Genomic DNA, 21,749 nt, shown 5'->3' on the forward strand with positions numbered 1-21,749 from the left:
CCACCGGGGGAGACATGACAGACATCGCGCAGGCGCCGAGTGCCGTGAAATCCGCCGGTCGGGCCCTCGAGATCATCGAGCACCTCGCCGCGACCGACGCCCAGACGTTTCCGGAACTCCTCGGTGCACTGGGGCTTCCGCGCTCGAGCGCGCACGGTCTGCTCCGCACGCTCGTCGACGCCGGGTGGGTCGAGTTCGACCCGGTGAGCAAGCGCTACTCGCTGGGCCTCAAGGCCTGGCAGATCGGGCAGCGCTACGACGGGCACCGCCTGCTGCTCGAGTCGGGGCCGGCGCTCATGCGTGCTCTCACCGACGAGACGGGGGAGACGGTGCAGATGGCTCGGCTGGATGGCGTGGAGAACGTCTACATCGCGATCAGTCCCTCCCCGAATCCGATGCGTCTCGCCTCGAACGTCGGGATGCGGCTGCACGCGCACGCGACCGGCATCGGCAAGGCGCTGCTGAGCACCCTCGATGACGACGACGTGATCCGCCGCCTGCACCAGGTTGCGATCCCGCGCTTGACCGCCCGCACGATCACCGATCCGGACGAGATCCTCGCGGTGATCGACAAGGGGCGGGGACTGGGGTTCTTCGTCGACGACGAGGAGTTCATCGACGGATGCCGGTGCGTCGCGATGCCGCTCACGTGGCCGGAGGAGACCGGCGTGGCTGCTGCGCTGAGCATCACGATGCCGACCAGCCGTACCGACGAGCGGTGGCCGCACTCGATGGTGGAGCCGCTGCGGCGCGCGGTGCTGCGCATGCGCGAGGAGATGAACCTCCAAGGGATCAGCGTCGACAACTAGGCTGGTGCCGTGCTTCTCAGCGACCGCGACATCAAGGCAGAACTCGCTTCCGGCCGCATCGGCCTCGATCCTCGCGAAGAGGGGATGATCCAGCCGTCGAGCATCGACGTGCGTCTGGACCGGTACTTCCGGCTGTTCGACAACCACAAGTACCCGTTCATCGACCCGTCGGAGGATCAGCCGGAACTCACCCGCCTGATCGAGGTCGACCCGGACGAGCCGTTCATCCTGCACCCCGGCGAGTTCGCGCTGGGCGCGACGTTCGAGCAGGTCACGCTGCCGGACGACATCGCCGCCCGCCTCGAGGGCAAGTCGTCGCTCGGGCGCCTCGGACTCATCACGCACTCGACCGCCGGCTTCATCGACCCCGGATTCACCGGCCACGTGACGCTCGAGCTCGCGAACGTCGCGACGCTTCCGATCAAGCTGTGGCCGGGGATGAAGATCGGGCAGCTCTGCTTCTTCAACCTCACCTCGCCCGCCGAGAACCCCTACGGCTCGGGCCCCTATGGCAACCGGTACCAGGGGCAGCGGGGACCGACGGCATCCCGCTCGTTCCAGAACTTCCACCGGACGGATGTCGGAACCACCGACATCGGAGCAGTCGGAGGCTGACATGAGCGATGGCAGCGGCACGTCCCCGCAGGAGTCGGGCATCCCGGAGGAGCCGGTCGCCTCGCCGGAGCCGGGCAGCCCGGTGGAGAGCGCGATCCCGGACGAGAGCGCGATTCCGGACGAGCCGGTGATCCCGCCCGCGGATGCCGTCATCCCGCCGCCTCCGCCCGAGATCCCGATCCCGGACGGCCTGCTCGCCCCGCCGCCGTCGGAGATCCCTCCTGCCGACGCGGTGATCCCGCCGTCTCCGCAGGCGACCCGCCGCGGTTCCGATCGTCCGCGCCCGACCCCGGCGATCCTCGACGGCGAGCAGCCCGCCGCGGTCGCCGACGACTGGGCGCAGCCGTCGGTCGCGCCCGAGGTGCCGACGTCGGGCGGCTACCGCGTGCTCACGATCGTGATCTTCGCGTTCCTGTTCCTGCTCCTCGTCGCCGCGATCGCCGTGGGCGTGTACCTGCTGAACACGACGAGCTTCCCCTTCGCGGGTGCGGCCGACGCCGTTTCGCAGTCCACGTTCGCGCTGCTTCTCTGACGTTTGCGGGTGCTCACGGGGTGTCCGCGCCGAGCGCGCCGTTGGCCTGCGCGACCACATCATGCACGATGTCCTCGGTGAGACCGAGTCCCCAGGTAGTGAGCTTCATGACGGGGGTCGCTTGGACCATAGCGACCAGCTCGGGTGCCTTTTCGGCCAGCCCCGCGGGCAGGCCCGCCTTGATCGTGTCGAGCACCCGGGCACTCACCGGGTTGCGTGCCCATTCCGCGAGCGTCGAATCGGTCCGGAGAGGGTCGATCACTCCGTCGCCGGCGCTCGAGATCGTACCCTCGAGGCGGATGTCGCGCGAGGATGCCCCGATCTCGACGCGGTAGTTCCCCGGCTCGAGTTGCCAGCGTCCGGTACGCGCGTTCCAGTAAGAGAGGTCGCGCGGCGTGATGTCGAAGCTCACGGTCTTCTCCTCGCCGGCTGCAAGGTGCACCTTCGTGAACCCGCGGAGCTCATGGACGGGTCGGCGGATCCTGTCGGTCTCCGATGCGATGTACAGCTGTACGACTTCGGCGCCGTCGCGATCGCCGATGTTGCGGATCGTCGCCTGAACCGACCAGCAGTTGTCGCCGCGATCGGCGATGACCAACCCGTCGTGAGAGAAGCGCGTGTACGACAGGCCATGACCGAAGGGGTAGGCGACGGGCGTGCCCAGGGAGTCGTATGAACGGTAGCCGACGTAGATATCGTCGCCGTAGATCACCTGCGAATCCTGACCGGGGAACGTGAGGTGGCTCGGAGAGTCCTCAAGGCGCAGGGGGATGCTCTCCGCCAGTCGCCCGCTCGGGTTCGTGTGCCCCACGAGCACCTCGGCGATCGCCGTCCCGCCTTCCTGGCCGAGTAGCCACCCTTCCACGATCGCTGCCACGCCGTCGCGCCATCCGGCGATGTCGATGACCGAGCCGTTCGAGAGGGCGACCACGATGGGCACGTCCAGGCGTTTGAGGCGTTCCAGGAGTGCGAGCTGATCAGCCGGCAGCAGCATGTCGGATCGATCGAAGCCCTCCGACTCGGCATGGTCGGGCAGGCCGAGGAAGAGGACGAGCACATCCGCCGAGGAAGCGGCTTCGACCGCGGCGTCGGCGAGGGCTGTCTCCTCGCCGGCGTCGAGTGTGAATCCGGCGGCGAAATCGATCGTCGCCGCGGAGAGCTCGCGGAGGACGTCCAGCGCCGCGATGACACGCGTCGGGCGAACTCGCGATGAGCCTCCGCCCTGGAAGCGCGGCGTGCGGGCGAACTCGCCGATGACGAGCACCCGCGTCGAGGCTTCTGCTGTCAGAGGGAGGATCCCGTCGTTCTCCAGGAGGGTGATCGCCTCCCTGGCCGCTTCTGCTGCGACGAGCTCGGCTGCCGGGCCAGGAGCCACCGGGAGCACTTCTGTCGTCCGGGCGGCGAGCACGCGCAGGCGCTCGATCGACGTGTCGACGACCGCTTCGTCGAGCTCTCCGGCGGTGAGCGCGTCGACGATCCGCCGGTGCCTCCCGCTTGGTGGCATCTCGAGATCGAGTCCAGCCGACACGGCGGCCGCAGGGTCGTCGACGGCGCCCCAATCCGACATCACCAGACCATCGAAACCCCATTCCCCGCGAAGGATGTCCTCGAGGAGGTGTCGGCTCTCGCTGGCGAATGTTCCGTTGATGCGGTTGTATGCCGACATCATCGCCCAGGGCTTCGCCTCTCGGACGACCTGCTCGAAGCCAGCGAGATAGATCTCACGGAGGGCACGCTCGCCGACGATCGCGTCGACCCGCATGCGATCGGTCTCCTGATTGTTGACTGCGAAGTGCTTCGGTGTCGCAGCCACCCCTCGTGACTGGATGCCGCGCACGAGTGCGGAGGCGAGCGTGCCAGTCAGCCGAGGATCCTCGGAGAGGTACTCGAAATTGCGGCCACCCAGCGGCGAGCGCTTGATGTTCATGCCCGGTCCGAGCAGGACGTTGACGCCGAGTCGTCGACATTCGTCGCCGAGGGCTCGTCCGACGCGCTCCACCAGTTCGACATTCCACGTGGAACCCAGGGCGACGGCGGGCGGAAAGGCGACGGCGGGGAGGCTGTCTCCGATTCCCAGCGAGTCACCCGAGGCGCCCTGGCTGCGAAGGCCGTGTGGACCATCAGCAAGCAGAAGTGGCGGCAGACCGGGGCCGCCGTCGACGGTCTTCCAGGTCGATGCGCCGGCGACGAGTCGCGCCTTGTCGTCGAACGTCGGTTCAGTCACGGGAAGGTCCTTCGATCCAGGGGTGTGCGGGGACGTGGATGCCGAGAGAGGCGAGATGGGTGCGAACCAAGGTCGGCATGTCGATGGTCCCCGGCAGCAGGAGCCACTGCAGTTGCAGTCCGTCCATGAGTGCGACGATGCTCACCGCAGCCTCGCGGGCCGAGAGCTCGTAACTCGGCGGCGAGACGACGAAATGCTCGGCGAAGGCGCCTTCGAGCGCGGCGACGATCCGTGTGTAGCGGCGGGTGAAGTACGCGCGTGCCGGATGCTCCGCGTCAGTCGCCTCAGCGGAGAGCCGCACGTACAGGGTGACGCGATCCGGCCGGCTGACGTTGACCTCCACGACGTCGATGATCCACGCGAAGAGGCGGTCGATCCCGTAGTCCGAGAAGCGGCGGGCATTGATCTCGTCCTGCTGTTCGCTGTACTGGAGGATCTCCACGAGCATCCCGTCCTTGCTGGGGAAGTGATGGAGGAGTCCCGCGTGGGTCATCTCCGCCCGTGCGGCGATGTCGCGCACCGACGTGCCCGTGAACCCCTGCTCGCTGAACAGCTCGAGTGCGGCCTGGAGGATCCGCTCACGTGTCCGCTCGCCTTTGGTGCCTCGACGGACGATCTTCGCCTCGCTCATGTTCGCCCTTCCTCGGTACGGAATCAAAAATCTACCACGTGGTAGAAAATGTGTAATACTGTCCCCGCGCTCCACGTCCGGAACGCTCGTAATCACAGCACACAACGGAGTCTGTACATGAAGAAGAGAACTCTCGGCGGCATCGGTGCCGCGTTGGTGTCGGTGCTCGTCCTGTCCGGATGCGCGGGCGGAGCGGAGACCGCCAGCCATGACGACGCACTTCGCCTGGGCACCATGACCGTACCGACCAGCCTGGATCCGATCGATGCGATCGGCAGCGGTCTACCCTTCTTCCAGGCGGTATACGACACCCTGCTGCACCGCACGCCCGACGGCGCCTACGAGCCGATGCTCGCCGAAGAATGGTCGTACGACGACACGCAGACGGTGCTGACCCTGACGCTTCGGAATGACGTGACCTTCGACGACGGAACAGCCTTCGACGCCGCGGCCGCGAAGGCGAACCTCGACCGCTTCCGTGACGGAGGCGGGCCGAACGCCGCCTACCTCGCGGGCATCGAAGTCGCTGTCGTCGACGACACGCATGTGACTCTGACGCTGCCTCAGCCGGACCCCGGTCTGCTCTTCTCGTTGTCCGACTCGGCCGGCCTCATGGCCAACCCGTCGAAGTTCGACACCGACGACGCCCTCGTCACCACCCCCGACGGCACCGGGCCATTCGTCCTGGACAGCGAGGAGACCGCCATCGGCACCACGTGGTCGTACGACCGCCGAGAGGACTACTGGGGAGACGAGCCCGACTTCTCGACGCTGACGATCTCCGTCTTCGACAACGAGAACGCTATGGTCAACGGACTGAAGACGGGTCAGCTCGACTCGGCGCTGCTGCAGGTGGCCGACCAACAGCTCGCAGCAGAGCAGGACGCGAACCTCACGCTGCAGGACGTGCTCTTCGACTTCCAGGGGGTGCTGCTCTTCGACAGAGACGGCGTGATCACCCCCGCCCTCGCCGATCCGAAGGTGCGTCAGGCGCTCAATTATGCGATCGATCGCGAGACTCTGCTCCAGGTGGTGCGGGACGGACGCGGCGAGATCACCAGCCAGGTATGGGGCGTCGATACCCAGGGGTACGACGAGGCGCTGGACGGTTACTACGGCTATGACCCCGACAAGGCTGCTGAGCTCCTTGAAGACGCGGGCTACGAAGACGGCTTCGAGCTCGTGCTCCCCCGACTCACCACGATCGTCACGGACAACATCGCCACGGCTCTGCAGACGGATCTGGCGGCGGTGGGAGTCACCCTCACCTGGGCGGACATCGACAGCGCCACGGCACTGCAGCAGATCTTCGTCGACAAGGAGTTCTCCGGCATGGTCATGAACATGGGGCAGTCGTCCGATGACTGGATCGTCTACACCAGCCTGATCGCTCCCGGGACCTTCAACTTCTTCGGCACGAGCGATGACACGGTGCAGGAGCTGGCGTCCGAGGCGCGCGCGCTCCCGACGGACGAGTCTGCGGATCTGTACACGCAGATGAACGAGCACATCGTCGAACAGGCGTGGTTCCTGCCCTTCTACCGCATGACGTACAAGCTCGTCACCGTCGCAGGGATCGAAGCCCAGCCCCAGTCGGGTATGGCTGTGCCGTCGATCTACAACTACTCGCTCACTGATTGATCCTGTCGTGGGGCCGGCCCAAGTCGGCCCCACGACCCGTCCCCCCGGAGACCCCATGGTCGGCTTCATCGCGCGACGACTCGGCGCCAGCGTCGTGCTCCTGTTCGTGACGGCCCTTCTCACGTTCGTCCTGCTGTCGATTCCGAATCAGGACGTCGGTCGGCAGCTGCTCGGCATCAACGCCTCGCAGGCCGCGATCGACTCCAAGAACGCCCAGCTCGGTCTCGACCGACCGATCCTCATCCGGTTCTTCGACTGGCTCGCCCACGCGATGCAGGGCGATCTCGGTCGCTCCTGGTTCTCCAGCGAGCAGGTCACCATCGCGATCGGGAATCGCCTTCCGGTGACGCTGAGTCTCGTGATCGGTGTGACCCTCGTGACCGCCGTCGTCGGCTACCTGCTCGGTGTCTGGGCGGGAGTACGCCGAGGACGCATCGACCGATTCGTGCAGATCTTCAGTGTCGCCGGGTACGCCCTGCCCGGCTTCCTCGTGACCATCGTCATCGTCATCGTGTTCGCGGTGCAGCTCCGCTGGTTTCCGGCGATCGGGTATATCCCGATCACCCAGTCCTTCACCGGATGGCTCTCCACGATCACGCTCCCGGTGATCGCCCTGTCGATCTCCGCCGTCGCCGGCATCGCGCAGCAGGTGCGCTCCTCGGTCATCGAAGTGGTCCGCTCCGACTACATCCGCACCCTGCAAACTCGCGGACTGCCGCCGCGCCGCATCCTGTTCCGTCACGTGCTGCGCAACGCGTCGGCCCCGGCGCTGACCGTGCTCGGTATGCAGTTCGTCGGGCTGCTCGGCGGCGCCGTGATCGTCGAGCAGATCTTCGGTCTGCCCGGCATCGGCAGCATGGCGATCCAGTACACGACGCGTGGGGACATCCCGATCATCATGGGCCTGGTGATGCTCTCCGCCATCGGAGTCGTCATCGTCAACCTGCTCGTCGATCTCGGCATCGGCTGGCTGCTTCCGAAGGCGAGAGTGTCATGACCACCGAGACCATCGCACCCGTCGCGGACACCACCGCGGCACTGCGCGAGATCCGTCCGCGGGGCGTCTGGCGTGCGCTGCTCTCGCGGCCGCTCACGGTGGCCGCGGCGATCGTGCTCGCCCTGATCGTGCTCGCAGCGATCTTCGCGCCGCTCCTCGCACCCTTCGACGCGAACTTCGCCGTTCCGAAGAACGCGTTCGGCGGCCCGGAGGCCGGTCATCTCCTCGGGTTCGACTCGGCGGGCCGCGACGTCCTTTCCCGCCTGCTCTACGGGGCGCAGAACACGATGGGGGGAGCGGTCATCGCCCTTGTCGTCGCTCTGGTCGTCGGGCTCCCGTCCGGTCTGCTCGCGGGGTACTACGGCGGCTGGTTCGATTCGGCGTCCAACTGGGTGACGAACCTGGTCATGTCCCTTCCGGCCATGATCATCCTGCTGGCATCGAGGGCCGTGCTCGGCCCCACGGTGTGGGTGCTCATGATCGTGCTCGGCTTCCTCGTCGCCCCCTCGTTCTTCCGGCTCGTACGTGGCGCCGTCGCGGCAGTGCGTGGAGAGCTCTATGTCGACGCCGCACGCGTCTCCGGACTCTCGGACGCCCGGATCATCGGCCGTCATGTGCTCACGGTCGTGCGTGCCCCCGTCATCATCCAGATCGCGCTCGTGGCCGGCATCGCGATCGGGCTGCAGGCCGGGCTCGAGTTCATCGGGATCGGCAGCGGCAACATCCCCACCTGGGGCGCGATGCTCAACGAGGCCTTCACGAACTTCAATCGGGCGCCTCTGCTGCTGGTGTGGCCGGGCCTCGCGCTCGGGCTCACCAGCGCGGCACTGGTCCTCCTCGCATCCGGCGTCCGCGACGCCCTCGACGACCGCGGTGGAGAGCTGCGGTCGGTATCGCGGCGCTCCCGCGATCAGGCGTCGCGAGACCGCTCGGCCTCGAGGGCCGAGCTCCCGGGCCAGGGGCGTGGCGATCTGCTCTCCATCCGCGGACTCCGGGTGGCGTACCGGCAGGCGGAGAATGACGACATCGAGGTGGTCCACGGCGTCGATCTCGACGTGGCGCGAGGCCAGATCGTCGGACTCGTCGGCGAATCCGGGTCCGGCAAGAGCCAGACGGCCTTCTCCGCGCTGGGTATCATTCCCGCCGGGGGATATGTCAGCGCCGGGAGCATCCTGATCCAGGGCGCCGAGGTCGTCGACGCTCCTGCAGACACCGCACGGCGATCGCGTCGCGCGCTGGGCTACGTGCCGCAGGAGCCGATGAGCAACCTCGACCCGTCGTTCACCGTCGGCTCGCAGCTGACCGAGCCCCTCCGCGTCAGCGGAGTCGGGGCGGCTGCTGCCCGTTCCCGGGTGCTGGAACTGCTCGCCGCCGTCGAGATCGCCGACCCCGCGCGAGTGTTCTCCTCCTACCCGCACGAGATCTCCGGCGGAATGGCTCAGCGTGTGCTGATCGCCGGTGCGTTGTCCACGGATCCGGATCTGCTGATCGCCGACGAGCCGACCACGGCGCTCGACGTCACCGTGCAGGCCGAAGTCCTCGGCATTCTGCGCAGGCTCCGTGATGAGCGTGGTGTCGGCGTGCTCATCGTCACCCACAACCTCGGCGTCGTGGCCGATCTGTGCGATCGGGTCGCGGTGATGAACGGCGGCCGGATCGTCGAAGAGGGAGCGGTGGATGACGTTCTCACCCGCCCCCGCGATCCGTACACGCAGCAGCTCGTCGCCGCGGTGCCCGATGAAGCTGTGACGCGCTCGCCATGGCAAGAAACGACCGCGAAGGAAGGAGTGCGATGATCGCTCCGCTGCTGTCCATCGATCAGGTGCGGGTGTCCTTCCCCGGGAAGGGTTTGCGCGCGCCGCGCAACGAGGTGCTCAGGGGCGTCTCCCTCGACATCCGAAGAGGCGAGACGCTGGGGCTGGTCGGCGAGTCCGGCTCGGGGAAGACGACGATCGGTCGTGCCGTGCTCGGACTCGTCCCGATCGACGCCGGGACCATCACCTTCGAGGGGACGCGTATCGACACCGCGCGGCGTCGGCGTCGCCGCGAGCTCTCGCGAGACATCCAGGTGGTGTTCCAGGATCCGTACACTTCGCTCAACCCTGCGCTCACCATCGGTGACACGCTTGCCGAGCCGCTCATCGCGCAGGGCGTCTCAGGAGCGCGAGCCCGCGTGCGGGTCGTGGAGCTCCTCGACCGTGTCAAGCTGCCGTCATCGGCGACGGGGCGGCTCCCTCGCGAGTTCTCCGGCGGCCAGCGCCAGCGCATCGCGATCGCACGGGCACTCGCGCTCGCGCCGAAGCTCATCGTGTGCGACGAGCCGGTCTCCGCCCTCGATCTCACGACGCAGTCGCGCGTGCTCGAGCTGCTCACTGAGATCCAGGAAGACACGGGGGTGTCCTACCTCTTCATCTCGCACGATCTCACGGTGGTCCGCCACATGAGCCACCGCGTGGCGGTGATCTATCGCGGGGAGATCGTGGAGCACGGCGACACCGTGGAGGTCACCGAGAACCCGCAGAACGACTACACCCGAAAGCTGCTGCTCGCCGCCCCTGTCGTCGACCCCGCTCGCCAGCGTGCACGTCGTGAGGCATTCGATCAGACATTCCGAAGAGAGGCCACCGCATGACCGTCACCGAAATCATCCCGCTTCCGAAGAGTATGGAGGCGAGTGGCACGCTGCGTGGGCTCCGCGATGGCGTTCTGCGCGTGCGCACCGCGCCGTCGTCGATGATCGAGGCCGCCTCCGCCGTGAGTTCAGCCGCCTTCGGAATCGTGATCGTCGTGGTCGATGAGGATGCCGATGTCGTGCTCCGATACGACGACGCAGGAACCTCAGCACCGACGGGCGCGGACCCGCGTCCCGCTGACCGCCGCGGCGAATCCGAGGCCTATCGGATCCGCGTCGAAGAGGATGGGCTGCTGCTCACCGCGGCGAGTGGGGAGGGCGCGTTCCGTGGACTCCTCACGATCGTCGGGGCTGTCACCGACGGCACCCTCCCCGCCCTGCACGTCGACGACCACCCGGATCACGGCTGGCGCGGGCTCTCGCTGGATGTCGTGCGACGGTGGTTCCCGGTCGAGGAGGTCACCCGGATCATCGACCTCCTCGCCGTGCACAAGATGAACGTGCTGCACCTGCACCTCACCGACTCGCAGGCGTGGCGCTTCGAGGTTCCCGACCACCCCGGCGTCGCTGCTCCGGGGGAGTCCTACTCGCTGAAAGACCTCAGCGTGCTGGAGGACTACGCGCGCGCTCGATACGTGACGATCGTGCCTGAGATCGACGTCCCGGGGCATGTCGCCGCGTCGCTCGTCGAGGTGGATGGCATCGAGGTCGTCGAAGGCGACCACCCGTTCGTCCGCTACCTCACCTGGGGCGGAGCCGGGGTCGCCGGGTTCGTGCGGGACGGCTTCGCGGTGCTCGCCGAGCACTTCGCGAGCCCGTATCTGCATCTCGGGGGAGACGAGGCCTTCGGGGCGCCGCACGACGAGTACGTGCGGTTCGTTCGAGCCAGCGCCGAGGTGATCCGGGGCCTCGGCCGCACCCCTCTCGGCTGGCAGGAAGCGGTGCGGGCGGACGCGCTCGGAGATCGCGACCTCGTGCAGTTGTGGATCGCGGAGCGCGATCGCTTCGACCTCGACAAGGCGAAGAGGACGTTCCCGGAGGAGTATCACCCGCTCCTCACCCAGGCGGCCGAGCTATTCGCGCTCTCGGTCGAGGATGCGGCTCTCATCGGTGCGGCGGGAATCCCCACCATCGTCTCATCCAGCGATCCGCTGTACCTCGATCGCCGAACATCCGACTCGAGCCGTGACCGCGCCCAGGATGATGTCTGGGCGCGCCTGGGCAATCCGGGCTACGACGCGACCTCGACGACCTCCGTGCTGGAGTGGTCTCCGTCGACGCAGGAGGACATCGTCGACGCCGGTGTCCGGGTCGCCGGCATCGAAGCGGCGCTGTGGTGCGAGACCGTGCGCGACTTCGACGATGTCGCCACCCTGCTGCTCCCACGGTTGGCGCTGATCGCCCAGCGCGCTTGGGATGAGAGCGCCGATCGGAAGGATGTCATCGCCGCCGCGGCCGCCCAGGCCTCGGTCTGGGAACGACTCGGGTTCGAGTCGTACTACCGCTCCGTCGAGGTCTTCGGCGCATGAGCGCGGACACCCCCGCTCTACCGGACGGCTTCATCGTCGGCGCATCGACCGCCGCGCACCAGATCGAGGGCGGCAACACCGCCAGCGACTGGTGGGCATACGAGCAAGCGCACCCGGATCGCCTCCAGCCCAGCGGCTCAGCCTGCGACAGCTTCCATCGGTGGCCAGAGGACATGGATCTTCTCGCCGCCGCAGGGCTGCAGGCATACCGCTTCAGCATCGAATGGTCTCGCATCGAGCCGGTGAACGGCGAGTTCTCCGACGAGGCCGTCGAGCACTATCGCCGGATGGTTGTCGGCGCGAGGGAGCGTGGCCTGGAGCCGATCGTCACACTGCACCACTTCACCAACCCCGCGTGGTTCGTCGACGGCGGCGGATGGCTGCATTCCGATGCCACTCGACGCTTCGTCTCCTATCTCGAACGGATCGCGCCCGTACTGGACGCGGGTGTGGAACGCGTCATCACGATCAACGAGCCGAACATGGTCGCGATCATGCACCGCGTGCTCGCCGGAGACGCCCACCTCGACAACGGTCTCGGGGGCGGGCTCCCGCTACCGCACGAAGGGGTGAGGGATGCACTCATCCGGGTGCACCAGGGAGCTAGAGAGTTCCTGCACACCCGCCACCGGGGACTCCGTGTCGGGTGGTCGGTGGCGAACCAGGCGGTGCAGTTCGTCGACGGAGGTGAGGAGCGCGCATCGGCGTACCGGGAGGCGATCGAGGACGTGTGGCTGCGCGCGGCGGCGGAAGATGATCACATCGGCGTCCAGGCCTACACCCGCACGGTCTTCGGCCCGGAGGGGAAGGTGGAACCGGAAGCGCACGTCGCGCGCACCACCACCGGCTGGGAGTACTACCCCGCTGCGCTCGAAGAGGCGATCCGCCATACCGCTGATGTGATCCCCGGAGTCCCCATGCTCGTCACGGAGAACGGCATCTCGACTCGCGATGACTCGCAGCGGATCGCGTACACCCGCGACGCGTTGCAGGGTCTCGGCCGTTGTCTCGAGGAGGGGATCGATGTGCGCGGATACCTCCACTGGAGCCTGCTCGACAACTTCGAGTGGGGCAACTGGGAGCCCACATTCGGGCTGATCGCGGTCGACAGGGAGACCTTCGCCCGCACCCCGAAGCCTTCTCTCGCCTGGCTGGGAGCGCTCGCCGCCGACCGTCGTCTGTGATGCGGAGATCCCGCGGATGAGGCCCCTCCGTTCGAGGGGCCGGCGGCCTCACCCCCGCAGCACCGCCCTGGTCCGTTCGAGGACGATGTTCAGCGCGCGCGCCGCGGCCTCGGCATCCTGCGGCTCGATGTCTTCCCAGAGCGGCCGGGTGAGCGCCGCGATCTCGTCGCCGATGTCGGCGACCAGGGCCGCCCCTTCGGGGCTCAGTGAGGAGCCGGTGAGGAGTCCGCGCCGACGGAGAGCGGCGATGAGGAGACCGGCGTCCGGATCGTGCAGCCGCTCGGCGACGAAGGCGTCGAGGTCGCCGTCGGACTGCGAGGCGAGCCGCAGGGTCACCCATTCCCGCTCGGTGAGGTCGCGGCGGGCGAGGACGGTCTGCAGCAGAGCGCCCAGCGCCTTCTCGGTCTGTCCGATGAGTGGGGGTCCGAAGGGGATCATGACTTCTCCATATCGTTGGTGTCGCCAACGATAACAGATCATTGGTATCACCAACGAGTAGAGTGACGCCATGGACCGACTCGAGGGCAGGGCGACCTGGTGGGTCAGCCGCGCGCACCTCCGCGCGCACGCGCTGCTGCAGGAACTCTTCGCCGACGCGGGCGCCCGTGCGTACCACTATCGACTCCTCGCCGCGGTCGAGGAAGCAGGGCCGATCAGTCAGGCCGACCTCGGTCGAGCCGCCGAACTCGATCGCAGCGACGTCTCGGTCGCCCTCGTCGCCCTCGAGGCGAGCGGCTTCGTCACGCGTGCGCCGCATCCCTCGGACCGGCGCCGGATCCTGGTCGCGCTCACCGCTCCCGGCCGCGCCGAGCTCGCCCGTCTCGATGCGGTCGTCGACCACGCTCAGGAGCGTTTCCTCGCGCCGTTGGCGGAAGAGGAGCGCGCCGGGTTCCTCGACATGGTCAGGCGGCTCGGAAGCGGCGCGGATCCCGCCTGATCACTCGATGCCGAGCGACCCCCCGATCTCCGTGCTCGTCTCGCTGAGCGCCGACGCCGATCCGGCCCGTTCCGGCGGAGCCGACCCGACCACCAGGTCGGTCGCGAGCGCCGCCACCGGGCCGATCCCCGTGTAAGCGACGGCGAAGCCGATCAGCACGAGTACGGTGTCGCCGTCGGTCGCTGCGCGAGCGCATCCTCCGCGAGGAGATCGCTCTCGTCGACCACGCCGATGCCTCTCGGATGCCGCGGCCCTGACCTCGGGGCGGCGCACGGCATCGCGCCGCTCACTCGCCGCCGAGCAGCTCGAACAGGCTCGAGAACCCCTGGTCGCCGTGGCCGTCGGCGATGCGCCGGTCCATCAGGCGCTTGACCTCGCGCATGCGCAGGGTGTCGACGCCGAGGGACTCGCGGTGGTCGATCAGGTCGTCCATCAGCGCCGCCTGCACGGAGAGCGGGCCGAGGTCGGGGCCGTACTGCCCGCTCGTCACAGCGGCCCCGAAGGCGTTGACCAGGGGCACGTAGCCGCCGACCGAACCGGCGACGCGTGCGGCGAACCCCTCGACGTCGGCGCCTTCCGCCTTCACCAGGGCGAACGTGTGCAGCAGACCCAGGAGGAACTCGTAGCCGACCGCGACCTGAGCGAGGAACTCGACGGCGGCCAGTCCCGCATCCTCGCCGTAGTAGGTGAGGGTGCCGAGGTCGTCCAGCACCTCGCGGTGGGCGTCGAAGCCGTCGCGATCGCCGCTGAACGAGAGCAGGACGTTCGGTGTGCCGACCTCCGCCGGGTCTCCCATGATCCCCCCGTCCACGTACCTCGCGCCGTGCGTGCGGGCCCACTCCGCGATGCGTCGCGCCTGCGCGGGGGAGCCGCTGGTCGCGTTCACCACGACTTTCCCCTCCACCGCCCCGTCGAGCGGTCCGAGCACCGCGTCCACCGCGGCGCTGTCGAGCAGGCACAGGATGACGAGCGGGCTCGCCGCCACAGCATCCGCCGCCGTCGGGGCGGCCTCGGCGCCGGCCGCGGCCAGCGGAGCCGCCTTGCTCGCGGTGCGGTTCCAGACGGTCGTGGGGTGACCATGATCGAGGAGGGCCTTCGCGATCGCGGAGCCCATCTTGCCGAGGCCGACCACCGTGACCCGCGTGGCGCTTCTCGTGTTCCTATCCGTGCTCATGTGTCTGTTCCTTTCGTTCAGTCGGTTGCCGGGGTGGTGGACGCGTGCTCGTCCTCGCGGGCGAGACCGATTCCCCAACTGGCGCCGCGCGCGATGAACGCGCCGAGCGCGGTGATTCCGGCGAAGACGAACATCAGCAGCTGCGCCGACGCGACGTGGTCAGGGGCTGCGAGGTTGACCAGGACTCCGGCCAGGGCGGCACTGAACGCGCTCGCGATGATGAAGACGGTGTTCACGGCGGCGGCCGCCTTCGCTCCCTCCTCCTCGCCCGAGGTGCTGCCCAGTGCGGCGACGGTCAGGTGCGGGAAGCTGAGCCCGATACCTGCGCCGGCGAGGAACAGGGTGACGAACCACAGGGTGATGACGAGCGCGGACGGGCCCTGCTGCTGGAGCAGGCCGAACGAGGCGAGGCCCGCGGCGACGACGAGGGGGCCGATCGTGATGAGCGCGCGACGGGAGCGGATCCCCGTCGCGTTCGCCGTGAAGATCTGTGTGACGGACCAGCCGAGCGAGAGCGCGGCGCCGAGCAGGCCGGCGACGAACGGCATCAGCCCGCCGATCTCCTGGCCGAACAGCGGGATGAACGCTTCGGTGCCGATCGCGAACGCCAGCACCGCGACCGTCAGGTACACCCAGCCCAGAGACGAGCCGGAGACGAACGTGACACGAGGGAGGATGCCGGTGCGCCCGCGGCGCTCGTGACGCAGGAACCATCCGCCCAGCACGGCGCCGACGACCAGGGCGGCCCCGGTGCCGAGGCCGGTGGGGACGACGCTCGCGATGCCGACGGCGGCGACACCGCCGGAGAGGAGGACGAGCGAGGTCCACGGTATCGACTCACTCGAACGGGCTCGGGCGGTCCTCGGCAGGGCGCGCACCACGACGATGCCGATCAGTGCGGAGACGACGGCGAGCCCGACGAACGTCACCCGCCAGGCGTCCAACTGCGCGAACACGCCGCCCACGACGGGGCCGACGATGTTGCCCACGCCCCACATGGCCGAGACGAGTGCCGCGCCTCGAGCCCAGAGCCGCTCGGGCAGGGCGCGCTGGATGAGCGCGTAACCCAGGCCGCCCAGCAGTCCGCCGCCTAGTCCCTGCACGGCGCGGCCGGAGAGCAGCGCCCACATCCACGGACTCGCGGCGCACAGCAGCGACCCGAGCGCGAACAGGCCGAGGGCGAGCAGGTAGGCGCGTACGGCGCCCTGCTGCGTGAGGATCCTGCTCACCATCATCGCGCTGACGACGGATGCCAGGAGGAACGTCATCATCGTCCAGGCGTAGAACTCCGCGCCGCCGATATCTCCGACGATCGTGGGGAGCAGGCTGGTGGTGAGGTACACGTTGCTCGCCTCGAGGAGCACGCCTCCCGCGAGGACCGAGGCGATCGGGGCGTAGCGGCTGCCGAGGAGTTCGCGCCAGCTCCCTGCGGTGGCGCTGCGCTCGGGGGTGTGGGTCATGGGGTGCCCTTCGTGGCGTCGGAAGCAGGCGGTCATCCGCCCGGCGGCGCCGTCCCTCGGCGGCCGATCGTCACGCTAATACCTCGAGTAAACTCGAGGTCAAGAGGGGGTGCGGATGTCGTTGGAACCCGACGATCTGCTGGCGATCGGCGAGGTCGTCCGCCGCAGCGGCGTGCCCGCGACGGCGTTGCACTTCTATGAGCAGCTCGGGCTCATCGTGTCGACGCGGACCGCGGGCAATCAGCGCCGCTATCGGCGTCACATGCTGCGACGGATCTCGCTCATCGTGGTCGCGAAGCGCCTCGGCATCCCTCTCACCGACGTGCACGAGGTGTTCCAGAGCCTGCCGACGGATGAGCCGCCCTCGCAGCGCGACTGGCAGCGGGTCGCGAAACTGTGGCGCGAGCAGCTCGACCTCCGACGCACGCAGCTCGAGCACCTGCGGCGCGAGCTCACCGGCTGCATCGGCTGCGGCTGCCTGTCGCTCAAGGCGTGCCGTCTGCTGAACCCCGACGATGCGCTCGGCATCGACGGGCCGGGACCGCGCCGCATCTGACGCCGGTCCGCCGGGGGCCGGTCGACTCCTCGGTCAGAGGTCCGACGGCAGCAGCGGCCGCATGAACGTGCGCTCGTAGCGCAGCACGCATCCGCTCTCGTCGCGGATGCGGTCGGCCGCGATGAACTCCGGATCGACGCCGAACCTCGTCCGGTACACCTCGTAATCCGCGAGGGAGGGGAAGGTGAACAGCGCGAGGGCTTCGTCGCTGGCTCCCTCGGACGGCAGGAAGTATCCGTGATGGATGCCGCCGTGGCGATCCACGAGGTCCATCCATGCGCGCGCGAACGCCTCGAAGGCCTCGATCCGGGCGGGGTCGATCGTGTACGTCACGACGCACGTGATCACGCGGTCGCCTCGCTCAGCGGCTCGCGCGTGGCCTCCGCGACGAGACGCTCGTCCACGGCGTTCCGCTGCCGACCGGCGTAGAGGGTGCCCCACCGCGTCAGCTCCGTCAGCAGGTGCCCGGCGCTCGCGCCGAGCTCGCTGAGTCGATACTCGACCTTGGGCGGCACCTCCCGGTATACGGTCCGCGTGATGAGGCCGTCCTCCTCGAGCTCGCGCAGCTGTCGGGTGAGCACGCGAGCGGTCGGGTTCTCCAGGAGGCGCCCGAGCTCGCCGAAGCGCAGCACCTCGTGCTCGCCGAGCAGAGTCAGGATGCTGGGCTTCCAGGCCCCTCCGAGCACCGCGATCGACACCTCGGCGTCGCAGGTCTCGGTCCACTCGCGGACGATCCGCTCGGTCTTCTCACGCACGGTACGGCTCCCTTGGTATCCAAAGTGTCAGTACGTATCAGAAATGACCGTACTTGTGGCCTCTGCCTGTACTTTACAGACTGAGACCGTGACTTCCACCCCCACTCTCGTCAGCACCCGTTCGTCCGTCCGTCTCTGGTTCGCGATGGTCCCGCTCCTGCTCGGGGTGCTCATCGGCGCCCTCGCGATCAGCAGTGTCTCGACGGCCCTCCCCGCGATCCGCGGCGACCTCGGCCTGAGCGGCACAGAAGGACTCTGGCTCGTCGACGTGTACGCGCTGTCCCTGGCGGCGACCCTGATCGTCGCCGCCAGGATCGGCGATGCGTTCGGGCGCAAGACCATCATCCTGATCGGCTTGGCGGGGTTCGCGGTCCTCAATGTGGTCGGCGGGCTCGCCACCAGCGGGCTGGTGCTCATCGTCGTGCGCGCCCTGCTGGGAGTCGCCGAGGCGTTCGTCATCGCAGGTGTCGTCGCGACCATCGGCGCCAAGTTCCAGGCGCGCGAACGTGTGCTCGCATACGGGCTGTGGACGGCGACCTTCGGCACGGGCAGTGCGCTCGGGCCGGTGCTCGGTGGAGTGCTGGCGGAGGGGCCGGGGTGGCGCTGGCTGCTGCTGGGCAGTGTGCCGCTCGCGGTGCTCGCCGGCGTGCTGGCGCTGTGGCTGGTGCCCGATTCGCGCAGCTCGCTGCGGCCCTCGTGGGATGTGCCCAGCATCCTGTCGTCGATCGTCGCGCTCGGTGCTCTGGTGTTCGCGCTCCACGAGGCTCTCGCGGCGCCGGTGTCGGCGGGGGTCGCTGCCGTGGTCGCGATCCTGAGCCTGGTGTTCTTCGTGCGCAGGCAGCGGCGGTTGCGGGACCCGCTCATCGACACCGGACTGTTCCGCATGCCCGGGTTCAGTCCCGCGATCATCCGGATCATCGTGAGCAGCGGAGTGTCGTCGGCGTCGGTGCTGCTGGTGAGCCTGCACCTGCAGGACTCGCGGGGCCAGAGTGCAGCTGAAGCGGGCATCGCACTGCTGCCGCAGGCCGTAGCCATCGCGATCGGCGGTGTCGTGGCGCCGCTCGCCTTGCGCTGGCTCTCGGCGAACGCCCTCACCGTCCTGGCGCTGATGCTGCAGGCGGTGGGGCTGGTCTGGCTCGCGTTCGATCCCGCCGTAGTGGCGGTGCCGCTCGTGCTGGTGGGTCTGGGCTTCGGAGTCGGAGCGACGCTCGCCGCCACCGCCCTGTTCGAGGTGACGACCGAGGATCAGGCCGGACAGGTGGGCGCGATCCAGGAGGTGGGATTCGCGCTCGGAGGCGGGCTCGGCATCGCGGTGTTCGGGACCATCGCCGCCGTCCTCGTCACGGGCGGTTTCGTGGCGGCGGTGCTCGTGGCGGCCGTCGTGGTGACGGCTGCTGCCGTCGTCCCGCTGGTGCGGCGCGCTTCGCGCTGACTTCCGAAGCCGCCGCCGTCCTGCCCACCTCGCCGAGCCACCCCCCTATACGCGAGCCACCCTCTTGAGTTCGCACTCAAGAGGGTGGCTCGCACGGAACAGGGTGGCTCGACCTTGTGTGGTTCGGAGCGGAGCAGGCGTCAGGCGTCGCGCCCGCGGGTGAAGCCCGCGTCGAAACCGCGCTCGAACGCATGCTGAGCGATCCGCTCGGCACGGTGCGGGCCATGGCCGCGGTGGCCGTGCCCGGGGTGTCCGTGGCCGCGACCGCGTCCGTGGTCGCGGTGGTCCGAGCCCGGCTCGCCGTCGCGGCATCCGTGCTCGGAGTCGGCATCCGGCCCGAATCCGTGTCCGGGCCCGAACCCGTGTCCGGGGCCGAAGCCGCGGTCGCGCCCGTGCTCGGAGTCGTGTCCGTGCTCGAAGCCGCGGTCGTGACCGGCACCGAAGCCGGCACCGAAGCCGCGACCGAACCCGCGCGGGAAGCCCCGGCCGTGGCGCGGTCCGCCGAAGCCGTGTCGACGGCCGCGGGGAAGAGGTGTCTCCTCGTCCCAGCCGAAGGCGCGGGCGATCTTCTCGAGCGACGCGAGAGTCGTGGCCATCTCCTCGTCGGAGACGGCGCTCGACACCTTCGCGCGGATGCCGTCGACGAGGGCGCCGAGGCGCTCCTTCGCCGCACGTCCCTCGTCGGTGAGCGTCCAGCCGTCGCCCTCGGAGGCGACCCAGCCGCGCTCGACGAGTCCGTGCAGCTTGTGCGCGTTCAGCGGGCGGTCGGACGCGACCGTGCCGTCGACGATGTTGAGGATCCGCCAATCACGGCGGCTCGCATGCTCTCCGTCGAAGGCGGCGGCGAACTCGGCCGCCATCAGGCGGTCGGCGGCCTTCAGCCAGTAGCCGAAGGGGCGGGTGGTGTTCTCGGGGTTCTGTGATTCAGAGGTGTTCATGGGAAGTCCTTGGTTGTCAGTGTGCATGTGGATGTCACAGTGCATGTACATGTAGTGTGACATGGAGTCGTTATACATGTCAAGTCGCATGTAAAATCAAGACGTGACCACCGAACCGCACGACTCCGCCGCGCAGGATCCCGCCGAAGCCATCGCCAGGGCGCTGTCCCGTCTGCGGGGTCGTCGTCCGGGTGGTCCCGGTGAGCGGGGATCCGGCGGACGTGGACACGGTGGCCCCCACGGTTGGCGCGGAGGGCCCCACGGTGGCGGGCCGGGGGAGGACCCGCGCGATCACTTCGAGCACCACCGCGGACACCCCGGGATGCCGCCGTGGATGGCCGATCCCTCCGGACGCCTCGGGGGACCTGCCCGCATGCGGATGCTCGAGGCGCTCGCCGCCGCATCCACCCCGCTCAGTGTGAGCGCGCTGGGTACGGCGATCGGGGTCGACCAGCCGCGTGCCTCGCGACTGGTGCAGCAGGGCGTCGACCACGGCTACGTGCGGCGCGAGGCCGACCCCGACGACGCGCGTCGCACCCGGATCGCGTTGACCGACGAGGGGCGCCGACTCGCCCGCGGCATGCGCGGCGAACGCCGGGAGATGCTCTCGACCGCACTCTCGTCCTTCACCGATGACGAGCGCGCCGAACTCGCCCGGCTGCTGAACAAGCTCGCCGACAACTGGCAGCGCTGAACGAGTTCGCCGACGACCGGCAGCGCTGAACGAGTTCGCCGACGACGGGCAGCTCCGACTTCTACACGTGCGCGAAGTCGAGTGAGGGTTCGTCGTCGACCGAGAGCGACAGCACGACGGTCTCGACCGCCTCGTGCGCCTCGATCCGCTGCTCGACCTCGCGCAGGCGCCGTGCCACGTCGTGCTCGCGGGCGTCGCCGGCCAGGTCGATCTCGGCCACGATGAACAGCCGGTTCGGTCCCACGTACTCGATGTGCAGGTAGGTGACCCGTTCGATCCGATCGAGGCTCAACAGGGCGGTGCCGACCCGGGCCCGAAGCTCGGGGGCGGCCGAAGCGCCGACGAGGAAGGCGATGTTCCGCCGGATCAGGATGACCGCGACCACCCCGAGCAGCACACCGACGAGGATCGAGCCGACGGCATCCCACGCGGCGACGCCGGTGATCTGATGCATCGCGATGGCGCCGCCGGCCAGGACCAGTCCGATGAGCGCGGCGGAGTCCTCGAAGAACACGGCGCGGAGCGTGGTGTCGCTCGTCTCCAGCACGAAGTCCCAGGTCGAGGCCCCGCGCTCCTTGGCGAGGCGGCGCGACTTCACCATCGCCTGCGTGAACGACGCGCCCTCGAGCACGAACGAGATGCCCAGCACGATGTAGGCCACCATCGGGCTCTCGACGGGGCCGGTGTCGGACAGCTCCTGGATGCCGTGCATGATCGACACGATCGACCCCGCAGTGAAGATGCCGAACGCGGCGATCAGCGACCACACGAACGCGTTGCGCCCGTATCCGAGCGGATGCCGGGCATCCTTCGCCTTCGCGCCTCGGCGGTCGGCGATGAGGAGGAACACCTCGTTGCCGGCATCCGCCCACGAGTGCGCCGCCTCGGCGACCATCGACGCCGAGGAGGTGATGATCGCGGCGATCGTCTTCGCCACCGCGACGAGGATGTTGGCGAGGAAGGCGAGGATCACGGTCACGCGGTCAGGCTACTCCCGCCGCGGGCGTTC

23 protein-coding genes are annotated in these 21,749 nt (G+C 68.7%); 13 read left to right on the forward strand and 10 right to left on the reverse strand.

What is annotated here, in order from left to right; all coding sequences use genetic code 11:
- Positions 1-14 precede the first annotated feature (14 nt).
- The 3 genes from CQ045_RS14345 to CQ045_RS14355 are packed head-to-tail and all read left to right on the forward strand — an operon-like array spanning position 15 to position 1,956.
- Positions 15-809 (forward strand): IclR family transcriptional regulator, encoded by a 795-nt coding sequence (locus tag CQ045_RS14345; protein ID WP_105724865.1) that lies wholly within the window; start codon positions 15-17, stop codon positions 807-809.
- Positions 810-818: 9 nt separating this feature from the next.
- Positions 819-1,424, forward strand: a complete 606-nt coding sequence (dcd, locus tag CQ045_RS14350; RefSeq protein WP_105724867.1) for a dCTP deaminase — start codon at positions 819-821, stop codon at positions 1,422-1,424.
- Position 1,425: 1 nt separating this feature from the next.
- Positions 1,426-1,956: a hypothetical protein gene (locus CQ045_RS14355; protein WP_105724869.1), complete on the forward strand. Its 531-nt coding sequence runs from the start codon at positions 1,426-1,428 to the stop codon at positions 1,954-1,956.
- Between the two features lie 13 nt (positions 1,957-1,969).
- Here CQ045_RS14355 and CQ045_RS14360 read toward each other — a convergent pair whose 3' ends face one another.
- Both CQ045_RS14360 and CQ045_RS14365 read right to left on the reverse strand, forming a co-directional pair.
- Positions 1,970-4,180 carry a glycoside hydrolase family 3 C-terminal domain-containing protein gene (locus CQ045_RS14360; RefSeq protein WP_105724871.1) on the reverse strand — a complete coding sequence of 737 codons (2,211 nt, stop codon included), beginning with the start codon at positions 4,178-4,180 and terminating at the stop codon, positions 1,970-1,972.
- Positions 4,173-4,811, reverse strand: coding sequence for a TetR/AcrR family transcriptional regulator (locus CQ045_RS14365; protein WP_105724873.1), 639 nt, complete (start codon positions 4,809-4,811; stop codon positions 4,173-4,175). Before CQ045_RS14365 ends, CQ045_RS14360 begins: the two co-directional genes overlap by 8 nt.
- 117 nt (positions 4,812-4,928) lie before the next feature.
- Here CQ045_RS14365 and CQ045_RS14370 point away from each other — a divergent pair, with 117 nt between their 5' ends.
- The 6 genes from CQ045_RS14370 to CQ045_RS14395 are packed head-to-tail and all read left to right on the forward strand — an operon-like array spanning position 4,929 to position 12,794.
- Complete coding sequence (locus CQ045_RS14370; protein WP_105724875.1) at positions 4,929-6,452, forward strand: ABC transporter substrate-binding protein; 1,524 nt, start codon at positions 4,929-4,931, stop codon at positions 6,450-6,452.
- A 55-nt stretch (positions 6,453-6,507) separates the two neighbouring features.
- Positions 6,508-7,449, forward strand: a complete 942-nt coding sequence (locus tag CQ045_RS14375) for an ABC transporter permease (protein WP_105724877.1) — start codon at positions 6,508-6,510, stop codon at positions 7,447-7,449.
- Complete coding sequence (locus tag CQ045_RS14380; protein ID WP_105724879.1) at positions 7,446-9,245, forward strand: dipeptide/oligopeptide/nickel ABC transporter permease/ATP-binding protein; 1,800 nt, start codon at positions 7,446-7,448, stop codon at positions 9,243-9,245. The genes CQ045_RS14375 and CQ045_RS14380 overlap by 4 nt, the downstream gene beginning before the upstream one ends.
- The gene (locus CQ045_RS14385; RefSeq protein WP_219844430.1) at positions 9,242-10,081 is read left to right on the forward strand and encodes an ATP-binding cassette domain-containing protein; all 840 of its coding nucleotides are present in this window, start codon (positions 9,242-9,244) and stop codon (positions 10,079-10,081) included. The genes CQ045_RS14380 and CQ045_RS14385 overlap by 4 nt, the downstream gene beginning before the upstream one ends.
- A complete protein-coding gene (locus CQ045_RS14390; protein WP_105724883.1) occupies positions 10,078-11,610 on the forward strand; it encodes a family 20 glycosylhydrolase in 1,533 nt (510 codons plus the stop codon). Before CQ045_RS14385 ends, CQ045_RS14390 begins: the two co-directional genes overlap by 4 nt.
- Positions 11,607-12,794 carry a glycoside hydrolase family 1 protein gene (locus CQ045_RS14395; RefSeq protein ID WP_105724885.1) on the forward strand — a complete coding sequence of 396 codons (1,188 nt, stop codon included), beginning with the start codon at positions 11,607-11,609 and terminating at the stop codon, positions 12,792-12,794. The genes CQ045_RS14390 and CQ045_RS14395 overlap by 4 nt, the downstream gene beginning before the upstream one ends.
- 48 nt (positions 12,795-12,842) lie before the next feature.
- On the opposite strand, the gene CQ045_RS14400 is transcribed toward CQ045_RS14395, so the two are convergent.
- Positions 12,843-13,232 carry a hypothetical protein gene (locus tag CQ045_RS14400; protein ID WP_105724886.1) on the reverse strand — a complete coding sequence of 130 codons (390 nt, stop codon included), beginning with the start codon at positions 13,230-13,232 and terminating at the stop codon, positions 12,843-12,845.
- Positions 13,233-13,302: 70 nt separating this feature from the next.
- Between CQ045_RS14400 and CQ045_RS14405 the strand changes: the two genes are divergently transcribed.
- Positions 13,303-13,731, forward strand: coding sequence for a MarR family winged helix-turn-helix transcriptional regulator (locus CQ045_RS14405; RefSeq protein WP_105724888.1), 429 nt, complete (start codon positions 13,303-13,305; stop codon positions 13,729-13,731).
- On the opposite strand, the gene CQ045_RS14410 is transcribed toward CQ045_RS14405, so the two are convergent.
- The 3 genes from CQ045_RS14410 to CQ045_RS14420 all read right to left on the reverse strand — a co-directional run bounded on the left by CQ045_RS14410 (position 13,732) and on the right by CQ045_RS14420 (position 16,365).
- Positions 13,732-13,890, reverse strand: coding sequence for a hypothetical protein (locus CQ045_RS14410; protein ID WP_219844431.1), 159 nt, complete (start codon positions 13,888-13,890; stop codon positions 13,732-13,734).
- A gap of 127 nt (positions 13,891-14,017) precedes the next feature.
- A complete protein-coding gene (locus CQ045_RS14415) occupies positions 14,018-14,905 on the reverse strand; it encodes an NAD(P)-dependent oxidoreductase (RefSeq protein WP_105724890.1) in 888 nt (295 codons plus the stop codon).
- Positions 14,906-14,922: 17 nt separating this feature from the next.
- Positions 14,923-16,365 (reverse strand): MFS transporter, encoded by a 1,443-nt coding sequence (locus CQ045_RS14420; protein WP_105724892.1) that lies wholly within the window; start codon positions 16,363-16,365, stop codon positions 14,923-14,925.
- A gap of 115 nt (positions 16,366-16,480) precedes the next feature.
- Here CQ045_RS14420 and soxR point away from each other — a divergent pair, with 115 nt between their 5' ends.
- Complete coding sequence (gene soxR, locus CQ045_RS14425) at positions 16,481-16,921, forward strand: redox-sensitive transcriptional activator SoxR (RefSeq protein ID WP_105724894.1); 441 nt, start codon at positions 16,481-16,483, stop codon at positions 16,919-16,921.
- Between the two features lie 33 nt (positions 16,922-16,954).
- Here the strand turns inward: soxR and CQ045_RS14430 are convergent, their stop codons facing one another.
- Positions 16,955-17,269 carry an NIPSNAP family protein gene (locus CQ045_RS14430; RefSeq protein ID WP_105724896.1) on the reverse strand — a complete coding sequence of 105 codons (315 nt, stop codon included), beginning with the start codon at positions 17,267-17,269 and terminating at the stop codon, positions 16,955-16,957.
- Positions 17,266-17,676, reverse strand: a complete 411-nt coding sequence (locus CQ045_RS14435; protein ID WP_105725018.1) for a helix-turn-helix domain-containing protein — start codon at positions 17,674-17,676, stop codon at positions 17,266-17,268. The genes CQ045_RS14430 and CQ045_RS14435 overlap by 4 nt, the downstream gene beginning before the upstream one ends.
- An 88-nt stretch (positions 17,677-17,764) precedes the next feature.
- Between CQ045_RS14435 and CQ045_RS14440 the strand changes: the two genes are divergently transcribed.
- On the forward strand, positions 17,765-19,108 hold the full coding sequence (locus tag CQ045_RS14440) for an MFS transporter (RefSeq protein ID WP_181156580.1): 1,344 nt from the start codon (positions 17,765-17,767) through the stop codon (positions 19,106-19,108).
- A 140-nt stretch (positions 19,109-19,248) separates the two neighbouring features.
- Here CQ045_RS14440 and CQ045_RS14445 read toward each other — a convergent pair whose 3' ends face one another.
- Positions 19,249-20,046 (reverse strand): hypothetical protein, encoded by a 798-nt coding sequence (locus tag CQ045_RS14445; RefSeq protein WP_105724900.1) that lies wholly within the window; start codon positions 20,044-20,046, stop codon positions 19,249-19,251.
- A gap of 103 nt (positions 20,047-20,149) precedes the next feature.
- Between CQ045_RS14445 and CQ045_RS19075 the strand changes: the two genes are divergently transcribed.
- The gene (locus CQ045_RS19075; RefSeq protein WP_258131079.1) at positions 20,150-20,740 is read left to right on the forward strand and encodes a MarR family winged helix-turn-helix transcriptional regulator; all 591 of its coding nucleotides are present in this window, start codon (positions 20,150-20,152) and stop codon (positions 20,738-20,740) included.
- 61 nt (positions 20,741-20,801) lie between these two features.
- On the opposite strand, the gene CQ045_RS14455 is transcribed toward CQ045_RS19075, so the two are convergent.
- A complete protein-coding gene (locus tag CQ045_RS14455) occupies positions 20,802-21,719 on the reverse strand; it encodes a cation diffusion facilitator family transporter (RefSeq protein ID WP_105724902.1) in 918 nt (305 codons plus the stop codon).
- Positions 21,720-21,749: the final 30 nt, after the last annotated feature.

It is taken from the genome of Microbacterium sp. MYb66, assembly GCF_002979435.1.
GTDB lineage: Bacteria > Actinomycetota > Actinomycetes > Actinomycetales > Microbacteriaceae > Microbacterium.